Below are 11,725 nucleotides of genomic sequence, written 5' to 3'. Positions count from 1 at the left end.
GACCGCATGGTCCCGGTGCCCAGCGTGATCGACAGATCAGCCCCCGCCGTCACTGCCGTCTCACCCGCCAGCACCACGTCACCCGTGACAATCTCAAGCAAGAGCGTCCCTTCGAGCGCTTCAAGCGTGCTTGTATTTGTTAAACGGATATCTCCATCGTGGACCGCCAGCGACACATTTGCGCCCGCGCGTATATCGGTCACACCAGAAGCCGCAACACCGCCCGATGCGTCGAGCTGAAGCCCAGATGCCGCATTCATTATGCTACGCTGGCTCAGGGTGGCTGTGCCATCCAGCAGGCGGATCACGATATCGCCGCCCTCGGTCTGGAATTGCGTGGCCCCTCTCGACGTCAGATCGCCAGAGCCCAGCATCAGCGCTATATCTTCGCCGGCATTGAGTGTCGTGGCGCCGGCTACGCTGACATTGCCTTCTTGTATATCAAAGGCCACATCGCCCGACAGTGACCTGAATGTGCTGACGCCCTGAAGAGATACATTGCCCAGATCGTTTTGTGTAAGGGACAGATCACCTTCAGCTGTCAATGTACTGACGCCGGACGCTGCAAATGTGCCACCTTCCTGCACAAGGCCAATGTCGCCACTGCGCGCTGTGATCGTCGTGGCACCGGCCATGGTGAACGCCCGCGCGGCAGTCTCGAGGAGTATATCGATACCCTCGGCTGCGATCGTCGTCGTTCCTGACATTGCCAATGCACCATCGCGCAGGCGCAGCGAAACGTCGCCAGTCTCCGATGTCAGGCTTGTAGTGCCAGAAACGCGCATTTCGCCCTGCGCCAGATCAACTGCGATGCCCGCATTCCCTGACAGGGTGGTGCCCCCGGAAGCTGACAAACCACCACTCGATGTTGCATGGACCAGGATTTTCCCGGTCTCGGCCGTGATGCTGGTCGTGTCGGTCAGTGTCAGCCCGCCTGAAAGCGTGATCTGCACATTGCGTCCTGCCTGAATGTCGGTGGTACCACCCAAGATGACACTGCCCTCAGAGGTCAGCACGACATCTTTTCCTGCCTCCAAGGTGCTGCTGGCAGTCCCTGCAACGCCACCATCACGTAGCTTAACGAGTAGGTCGCCCGAAATTGCACGCACTGTGCTGTCAGCCAACAATGTCAGTGACCCGCTCGACAGTTCGATTTCAACAGTGTTTCCTGCGGAAACAGTCTGTGCATCCAGCACCTGCGTTGCACCGGAAATGACAAGGCTTACATCCCCTGCAACGGTAATGGCAGCAAGATCAAGGCCGTCCTTGTCGAACAACTCGGCATTTGCAGCTGTCAGAACAGTCAGCGTATCGAAATTATTCATCGCGTTGGTTAAAACGATGTCGCCGCCCGCAGACAAAGTGGTTATCGCTCCGGCCCCGTTTGCAGTGATCCCTTTATCCGAAATCTGCGTTATGTCGCCCGTTGTCGCCAATAGCGTGAGCGCGCTTTCAGCGGTGACATTCCCCAGTTCAATCCCGGTATCTTCATCTATGCCCGCAGCACTTACCGAAACATTCCCAGCGGCAAGAACCTCGCCCAGCCGGACACCGCCGCGGGTCACATCAAGGCGCAGGTCTGCGCCTTCGGATGGCGCACTGAGCCTGTCAATCGAGGCCACAGCCCCGTCAACACCAGTGAGAGTGACGAAACCGCCGCCAGCCTGTGCCGAAATCACACCGACATTCTGCGCAGCAACGCCAATTGCACCGCCCTCGAAACGCGTTCCGATCGTCTGACCTGACAGAGTGATTAGCTGACCATCACGGACCAAAATGTTTTCTTGCCCGTCGATACCTGCGGCAGGATCCATCGTGCGGCCGTTAACTATTCTGCCCAGTGCGCTGTCAACCGACAGATCGCCCCGCCTCACATCTACCCGCGACAGGGTGATATCGCGCAACGCCGTGATTTCCGAAACGTCGCCACTTTCGGCTAGGCTATTGAGAGTGCGGCCATCCGACTGGGTCAACCTCCCAAGGGCCACTGACAGACTCACGCGGCCCGCAGACTGGTCAGCAAAGAGTGTCAGATCACCCTCGTCGACATCGACTTGCAACTCGCCGGTGATGTTGATTGCGCCTATACCAAGCGCGCGCTCCGAGCGCAGATAGACTCCGTCAACGCCCCCCGAAATACCCGATACAGTTCCGATATTCAGGTTGATATCACCTGCGTTGGGCGAACCCACTATGATCTCGGAAATGTCAGAACTCGTGCCATTCACAAGCGCGCTGCGATCCAGCGTCATGACCGGCATCGCCCGATTTTCCAGACTGCCGCCGAAAGTCACCGCCCTGTCCGATACCGCGAATGCCGCCCCGAAATCGGCAAGTGTCTCTTGCTGACGGGTTTGGGAATTGAAGTGCGATGCTGCAAGAAGTGCGGCAGCAATCGTCGCATCATCAGCGTCCCAAGCGATACCTGCTGTCGTATAGACACGGGCATCCACAATAACGTTCAACCGGAAAGTGCCGCCCGTCACGCTGGTCAGGTTGATCTGTTGCTGGGCGGATGCAGGTGTTTTTGTCCCGACAGCCTTCGCTGTCAGCACAACCTTGCCCGCCCCACCTGTGTCGGAGATATTCGCCGTCTCTGCTGCGGTCACGTCCAGAATACGGCCATTTTCGCCTGCATCCAGTGTGACGGTCCCCGTCGAGGTGACCAAACGCGACAGCCCGATATCGCCATCTGCGCGCAAGGTCAGATCGCCCAAAGTGGTCAGGCTTGACCCGTCCCGCATCATGATCGTGCCCGCGGCAACATCAAGACGAGCGCTTTGCGCGGTGTTGGTGCCCTCAATCACCAGATCGCCCGTCCCAATGGTCGCATCCAGCGATTGGCCTTGCATATTGATGCCACGCAGCAAAATGCCCGTTTCATGCGCGGTTTCATCAAGGCGAAGCCAGACAGCCCCGGTCGATGCCAGCGTGTTTACCGTCCCCACTTGCAGCGCAACGCGCCCGTCAGTGCCGGAGCCTATACCCGCCGCATTGATGATCGTCTGCCCCGGCGCCACAAGGTTCCAAACCGTTGCATCCGAAAGACCATTCAGGATGCGGCCAGAGGCAGCCAGTCGCGCAGTCCCATCAACAGAACTGACACTTGCCTGCGTCAGTGTCAGATCGCCACGACCCGCAGTCAGCGCAAGCAACGTCTGGGCAGCGACAGTTGCGCCTGCGTCGATACCCAGCGCACCGGCGCTGGAGGTAAGGGTGATCGCGCGGCCTGTCACAGCGCCCGTTATCGACATTGCACCAACGCTGTTGGTTACGACCACATCATGGGTGGCGGATATATTGCCCACACTGACCACGCGATCAAAAGACAACGCAACGCTGCCCTGCGTCGCAACCGCGCTGACCAGCCTGTTCGATGCGATATCGATATCGCCAGCGCCGCCAGAGCCAATCCGCGCAGCATGCAAAGATACCGTGCCGTCAAGCGCAGCAGTGCGCAGCAGCGCTTGCTCGCTGTTGCTGGTGCCGTCAATCAATGTGCCGCCCGCGACAAGATTGATGTTCCCGGTAAGGCTGACCATCGACACAAGTGTAATGTCACCAGCAACCCACAGATCAAGATTTCCTGTCACAGTCAGTGTCGCCGCCGCCACCTGAGTAAGGTCGCCCTCGAATACTGATAGATCCAGCGCATTTGCATTGATGCGGCCAGCCAGAACCAGATCGCCCGTCTGGGCAAAACGTGCCTTGCCTTCAGTCTCCAACGCCCGCAATTCCGCCGCCCGCAGCGACGTAATGTTGATTTCGGCGGCCCGCAATTCGGCGATGTTCGCCACATCCATGACCAAGGCCGCGTTCTTAGTCCCGATCGCCTTAGCATTGAGGCTTAGCGCCCCGGTCCCAAGCGACAGGTTCGCCGCCGCACGCCCGGCACCACCATTTGCCACCGCGAGGATATCGCCCCCGGTCACAATGGAGAGCGCACCACTACCGCCTGACAGCCGCGCAATCGACACGTCACCCGAGGCAAGCAGAGTTGCAGATTCGATTGCGCTCAGCCGCGCTGTTGCAGCCTGCGTGATCTTCTGGCCTTCGCCCGACACAGATGGCCGTGCATCAAGAACAAGTGTGCGGGCATTGACCGTACCCGTCAGCGACAGATCACTGCCCGGCGTGGTGATATTCAACAAGCCTGTCACGGCCGCATTGTGCAAAACCGTCGTTTCAGTATCGAGCGCACGAATAAACGCAGCCCCCGCAGTGGCCGAAGTCGTGGTGACCGAAGCGATCTGGCCAGTAACGACATCGAACGCACCTAGGCCCGTACTGCCGATGGCCTGCGCCGAAAGCGTCAGTGCGCCCACCGTCGTGACATTAACCGTTGCATCGGCATTTGCATCGGTAATGTTTCCACCCGAAGCCGATAGAATGATGGCCTGCGCGTTGTTGTGGTTGCTGCCGGAGATCGTGCTGACCGACAGGCCAGCAGCGCCCGCAAGCTTTAAATCACCATCCGAGACAACAGTTGCGCCAGCAGCCATATCAAGGCGACCTGACTGCGCTTCGATATCAATCGTCGCCGCTTTGATCTCGCCCGCTATTTTCAGGTTTGCGCGAGAGGCGCTGATCTGCAACGAACCGCTTAAGTCCCAATCGTTTTCTTTCGTTCCCAATTCCACCGTCTGCGGCGTGCCATTGGCATTCAGCGCATTGACAACTTCTAGGTTCACATCGCCACTCAAGACAGACGTATCAATTTTTATCTTTCCGTTGACCGTCCCAGACAATGCGTTCACCGTCAGGGCCTGCGTGCCAGTGCCGATGCTTTCAGCCTTAAGGCTGATCACGCCACCCGTCACATTTGCAGCCCCGTTCGCATTGACCAGACCAGTCACAGCGCCCGTGGTCGAAATTGTCGCAATATGCCCTTTGCCTGCGGACACCTCGGACAGGACCATGTCGCCTGTGGATTCAAGGGTGATCGAGGTAGCGGACCGCAAAGCAGACCCGGCCTTCATAACAAAGTCCGAAGTGCCGAAGTTCAGCGACAGTGCCCCTTGCGTTTCCAGTATTCCGCCGAAATTGCCTGCGCTTGCACCATCGCCCAGCCCGATCGTGACACCATCAGGCGCAATCACATCACCGATGCTGTTGGCAACCACGTTGATCGTGTTGTCTTCGTCGCCCCAACCTGCCGCACCCAGATCGTTCCAAAGTATAAGGTTGATCGAGCCAGAAGCCGCCACAAGCGATGCTTGACCTTTGGTCGAAATGTTCCGCTCTTGTGTGCCCAACCCGTCGCTTATGGTACCGGTTGCGCTGGTCACTGTCACATCACCTGCATCGGTGCGCAGACGACCCAGCGTTATGTTGCCAACCGCCGAAACCGAAATCGACCCGGCCTTTCCAGCCCCTGTTGCGATTGCGCTAAAGCCCGCCATGTCAAGGAAGCTGTCAGAGACAAGTGAGATCGTTTCCCCTGTCACATTTCCGGTCATCGTGAAGTTCCCACGCGCCGACAGCACCCCTCCGACAGTTACATGCCCCAAATAAAGCTGTGTTTTTGCATAGATGTCCGCATTGCCAGCAATGTCGATCACACCGTCTGCACCTGTGCGGAAGGTCAGTACATTCTTGTCGCGCAGGGTGACATTCTTCGCCGCAATCACGGTCACTTCGCCGCTGAAGTCATTGATCAGCACTGAGTCAGCCTCAGTCCCGTTATTGGCAAGCGTGATATCAAAGCCAGCCGCATCAAGGGTGGTCGTGCCGGCTACGGTCAGCGCCAGACCAAGGGCGGATTGGGTAATATCCCCTCCGGCATTGATCGCAAGATCACCGCCAACCGCAGTTTCGCCCAAAGCGACAGCGCCTGTCGCAGTCAGCGACAGATCGCCCTCTGTCTGCGCCGTAAGCAGCAGCGCCCCCGCAGCTTTGATTGCTGCATCGGTGGCACTGACGATGATGACCTCGCCTGTGAATACGTTGTCAGCCCTCGTCAGGAGAATATCGTTGGCACCTGCCGTCAGATGCGTTTCCGCCCCGACATCAAGGGCTCCGGTCTGACTGATATTTCCACCCGCGGACAGGGCCAGTGCCCCGCCAATAGTGCTGGCGGCAAGCGTAACAGCCCCAGTTGCAGTCGCGGTCAGATCGCCGTCAAGGCTTGTTTTACCCAGTGACAGCGCTCCTGTTGCGCTGATAGCGGCATCACGGCCAGACATGATGGTTACAGTGCCGTCAAATACGTTCGCGGCCTGCGTCAGGACAATGTCATTGCCATCGCCGACATCTAGCGCAACATCGCCACCAAAGTGAAGCGCAGTTGCATCAGACTGGCTCAGTCGCCCTGTAGTGATCAGCGTCACATTGCCGGTTGCCGTAACATCGTCAAGGATCAGCGCACCTGCCGATGTCAGCGTCAGATCACCCGCCGAAACAACGCCCACTTTGCCACCAAAAATATTGTCAGAATCGAGTGTGACTGCCCCTGTGCCCGCCTCTAGCAGCGAGTCATTCGCAATTTCCAGAACACCAGTCGTTGCAATCGAGGCACCCTTCACAACCAGCCCACCGCCAACACTGCTGGCACCCAGATTCAAGCTACCACCAACCTGCACGTTGAGGTGACGGGCGGTACTGGCGCTCAGGTGCAAAGCGTCGAGGTCACGAAGCGTCGCGTCGTGTGCCGACACCACGCGCACAGCCCCTGTGAAGTTATTGCCTGCATGGTCGAGCGTGAGGTCGTTGGCACTGCCCACATTCAGGCTAGTAGTACCTGTCACCGTCAGCGCGCCATCCTGCGTCAGGGCGCCGGCTGCTGTGATAGTGAGGTTGCCTTGAATCGAAGAAGCGTCAAGTGCCAGCGCCGCTGTCGCGCGAAGCATGGCATGACCCGAGGCGCCACCTGTGGTGCTCAGCGCCACCTCTCCGCCAAAGCTGTTGGCCTGATCGAGCGTGAGGGCACCTGCGGTCAAGCTGCTGGAACCAGCCACACGCAGCTGCGTGTTGCTGGACTGGGTCAGTGCGTCGCTGCCAGCCTGCACTGTAAGCGCACCACCTGCCGCCGTTTGGCCGATGTGCACGCCCACCCCGTTCAGGTTCATGGCGCTGCCGCTGCTGACCGCTCCCACCAGGGTGAGCGCGCCACCTGCCTGAAGGCTGAGGCTGGCACTGGCCCCTACAGCAGCACCAGCAAAGCTGAGCGCGTTGGCATCTTGCAGGTCGATGCTGGCAGCATTCACGACGGTCACAGTGCCGGTAAAGTCGTTGGCGGCGTGCGTCAGGGTTACATCGTTACCTGCTGCATCGATTCGGGTGGCGCCACTGGCCATAACAGCGCCAGTGCTGGTTATGGCGCCAGCGGCGGTCAGGCTTAGGTCGCCAGCAGCGCTGACCGTACCCAGCTGCAGGGCGGCATTTTCACGCAGGGTGATGGCCGCGCCGCTGGCACTGATGGCACCACCCACGCTGTGGTTGCTGTCGTCGAGTGTGATGTTTTGGGCCAAGGGCGTTGCGGCTGCACTGGCCGCTGTCAAAGACAGATCACGGCCAATATTAAGGCTGCCACTGTCGGTGATGGCCGCATTGGCAAGCAAGGTCAGATCGCGGCTGGCACTGATGTTGCCTAGGTCGAGTGCTACATCGCTGCTCAGCTGGATGTCACGCGCTCCGCTGGCCACCGACACCGTGCCGCCAAAGCGGTTGTTTGCCGAACCTGTGCTGGAATTACCCAGCAACACGTCGCTGCCGTCGGCCACCGTGATCTCGCTGCGTCCGTCCACCTGCACACGGGCTGTGGCGCTGGCCTGCGTGATGCTGCCACCGGCCTCCAGGTTCAGGTTGCCGCTGAGCATGACGTCGCCGAGGGCGAGCGCATCGCTGTCGCGCAGCGTGAGATTGCGCGCACTGAGCACGGTAACCGAGCCGCCTAGGGTATTGGCGTTATCGAGCGCAATGTCGTGGTTGCCGGCGTTCAGGCTCAGGTTGCCGGCGATACTGAGGTTGCCGCTGTCCGACAACAAGCCGCCGGTGATCGCGGTAAAGTCACCGCTGATAGTCGAGGCCGCTAGCGTGAGCGCGTTGCGATCGCTCAAGCTCACATGGTTGCCACTGGTGATCGTGACCGCACCACCAAAGTCGTTGCGCGAGACAGCTCCGTTCATATTGGTCAGCGTTATGTCGTTGGCGCTGCCCACTGCCAGTGTGGTGCTGCCGGCGACGCTCAGGCCGGTGTCGGCAATTTGCGTGAGGGAGCCATCCAGGACCAGGTCAAGATGCCCGCTGAGGCTGGCACTGCCCAGGACCAGGCCGCTGGCGTCGCTGAGGGTGACGTTACGCGCACTGGTGATGACCAGCGTGCCCAGGTCATTGCTGGCATGGTCGAGTATGGCGTCGGAGCCGCCCAAATTGAGCGTGGTCGTGCCCATGACGCTGATTGCACCACTGTTGGTGAGCGCGCCTTGCGCGTTGATACTCAGCGTGCTGGCACTGGTGGTGCCCAAATCGAGTCCTGCGCCGGTGTTGAGCACCAGGGCACCGCTGACTATAGAGGTCAGAAGCGTGAGGGCATTGGCGTCGCTCAGCGTGGCGCTGCCCACGTTCAGGCTCACGGTGCCCACGAAGTCGTTACCTATGCTATCCAACGTGACGCTTTGGCCGGTGGCCAAGATGCTGGTGGTCCCGCCAATGCGCAGCGCGCCGGCATCGCTCACGGCACCGCCTGCGTTGAGGATGAGGTTGCCGCCCACCGCCAGGGTGTCACTGGCGTTGTGGGCCAGCACCACCGTCCCGCTGGCGTCAAGCGTCATATCGCTGGTGGCCGCCGTCTCACCCAGAGTGATGTCGCCACCGGTCAGGCTGATGGCGCCCGTGGAGCGCAAGCCAGCGTCGAGGGTGATGGCGCCCGCCCCCGCGTTGACCGTGGTGGTACCGCCGACCACGGTGGCACCACTATCGGTCACGACACCGGCCGCGCTCAGATCGAGATTCCCGCTCAGGCTCAGGCCGGCCAGATCGATGCCGTTGATGTCGTTGACGGTGACATTCTGCGCACTGGCAACAGACAGGCTGCTGAAGTCATTGCTACCACCCAATGTGATGTCCGTTGACGCCTGCAACAAGCTATGGCCCGCCACCACAATACTGCCCGTGCTGGTGATGCTGCCACCGGCCAACACCGTCAAAGTGCCGGTGATGTTGAGGTCACCCAGAATGATGTCATCGATGTCGTTGATAACCAAATTATGCGCATTGATGCTGACCGCGCCCACAAACTGGTGATCGGCGGTGAGCACCACATCCTGGCCAGCCGCCTCAATCTGCGTCGTGCCTTGTACCTCCCAACCGCCGCTGTTGCGCACGCCTTGGCTCTCGTCCCCTGATGCAAAGGCCTGGATGTGAAGGTTGTTGCCAATGCGGGCCGAAGTCATGTGCAGGCCGCCGATGGAGCTGAGACGGACGTCGCCTCCCGCATCGACGGTGAGATCACCCGCAAAGCTGTTGTCTGCATGATCCAGCGTGATGTGTCCGGTGTCTCCGGTGGTCGTCAGCGTCATGTCGCCACCGACCTGCACGGCGCCCGAGCTGCTGATGGCGCCGCCTGCACCTGCGCTCAATGCGACGTTGCCCGCGGCGCTGAGCGTGCCCAGACTCAGGGCATTGATGTCGTTGACGGTCACGTGGCTGGCATCGGCAATGGTGAGTGCGGCACCAAAGTCATTGGAGCCGGTGAGTTGTACCGCGCCGGCATAGGTGATGGTGATGACCGGATCACTGGTGTAGCCCGAGCCAGCGTCGACGATGCGAGCCTGTGGCTGTCCGTCGACAAAGTCCAGTACCACCTGCGCCCGGTAACCATTGTTCGGCGTTGAGACGTTGACGGCGATCCGGTCGGCATTGGCTGCCGTCAGCCAGTCCGGCAGGCTGTCGGCGAGCGTCAGCCCACTGAGGGAACCGCCGCTGACCGTGGCCGTGATGGCGGTGGTAGTGGTGGTGGCAGAGCTGTTGATGGTGGTGACACCGCCCACATTCAGCGCCTGCGTGCCGCTGACGCTGCCCGCAGCGGTGATGCTCAGCGCTCCGCTGGCCGCGAGTGTGGTGCTGCCCAGTTGCACGTCGCCAGCCGCATTGAGAGTGGCACCGCCTGCGCCGCCGCTCAGCGTGCCCAGCACCATGTCGCCGCCGCTGCTGGTCGTGAGGTTGATGGCGCCGGTGGAGCTGATTTCTGCATTGCTTGCCATGCTGATGCCACCGGCACCAGCGAGCAAAGTGATGGCGCTGTCGTTGCGTGATTCCAGCAAGGTTTCGGGGGCCAAGACAAGCTGGTCATGGGCGTCAAGCTGCAAGGTGCTGCCGCTGGAGACGGTGCCCGTGGCACTCAAGTCTCGGGCCTCCAGATTGACCAGCCCTGTGGTGTAAGCGCCCACCACAGCCAAATCCGCAGAATCCCATGTGACCCCTGTGAGGCTAGAGCTCACCAGATTGGTGGTGTAGTAGCCAGCCAGATCGTACTGCTGTCCAGTAGAGTTGATCAAGTCGGACTTTGAGAGGGTGCTGTCCCAGCCCACTTTGACACTGGTGGTTGCAGTGCGACGCAGGTTCTCCGAGAGCTCAAGACCAGTCACGGAGAGGATGCTGTTGTTGTAGGTGGAAAGATTTGTGGTGCCTGCCACCTGGTTGTAGGAAATGGTCTCGAACTTTTTGGCCACCACATCGGTACTGCGTGACCGATCGGCGGTGAAGTTGTCCCAAGCCACACCCTCAAATCGGTCGAACGCAGAGCTGTTGGGGTCTTCACGCACAGTGCCAGACGTGCGGATATAAATCTCCCCACCCGTGCCACTATTGTTTAAAGCCGACCCGGCGTACCCTGCATCCACATAATCAATGAACACGCCACCAGCGCCGGCTAGGAAATCCATGCGGTTGGTATTGAGGGCCGCGCCGCTAAAGCGGACATCGCGCAAAGTGAGCGTCTCACCCGTGGTGGCCAGCAAACGCCCGCCCCCCGCACTGGCCAGCAGTTCCAGATCATTGGCGTTGCGAATGGCGATGTTGAGCTCGTTGCCAGTGGCAGGGGTCGAGAGTTCGGCACGCCGCACATCGGTGAGCAGCCCAATGGTGCCCGCCGAATTGACCACCAAGGTGTCGGCAGTAAGCCTGTGGGTGGTATTGGTCACATGCCCCACCTGACCTGGCGACACAGTTAGCTTACCACCGGCGAGTGTTGGTGCCCCCGGAATGGCCAGACGAGCCAGGTCAAAGTCAACCGAGCGGGTTTGCGAAGTCTCCACACCTAGGCTATTGACCGCTCGGATGGTGACTGGGGTAAGGCCGGAGCCGATGGCTGCATAGTCGTCACCGCTGAGGGCGTAGGTCCATCGCCCATCGTCGATGCTGGCCTGGCGAGACACTCCGGCAAAAGACACAATCACCTGTGTGGCGCTATTGACACCACCCGCCAGCACCACGCCAGCATCGCGCTCTGTTGCCGAAACGATGTTGTCGCCCGCCACCGCACCCCAACTCAAACCGGGTGCGGCAGTGGCGATCGTCAAAGTCACTGGCGAAGAAGCCGCACTCAGATTGCCTGCAAGGTCCAGGGTCTTGGCCGTGAGCGTGTGCGCTCCTTCGGGCAGGTCCAGCGCAGGGATGAATTGCCACACGCCGGCCGCATTCGTTAGGGCCTCGCCGATCGCTTGCGCATCCGCATAGACCAGCACGCGTGAGCCCGGATCCGAGGTTCCCGAAAGCACCGGCCGGT

1 protein-coding gene (only partly in view) is annotated in these 11,725 nt (G+C 60.3%); it reads right to left on the bottom strand.

Annotated elements, in window-relative coordinates; all coding sequences use genetic code 11:
- Positions 1-11,725: part of an Ig-like domain-containing protein coding region (locus ACFTOW_RS17435; RefSeq protein WP_379918076.1), annotated on the bottom strand (this coding region is incomplete at its 3' end). 42,022 nt of the annotated region lie beyond the right edge of the window; the window shows 11,725 of its 53,747 annotated nt.

It is taken from the genome of Lacimonas salitolerans, from assembly GCF_042677865.1.
Lineage (GTDB): Bacteria > Pseudomonadota > Alphaproteobacteria > Rhodobacterales > Rhodobacteraceae > Lutimaribacter > Lutimaribacter salitolerans.
This window is presented reverse-complemented; position numbering and strand designations above follow the sequence as displayed.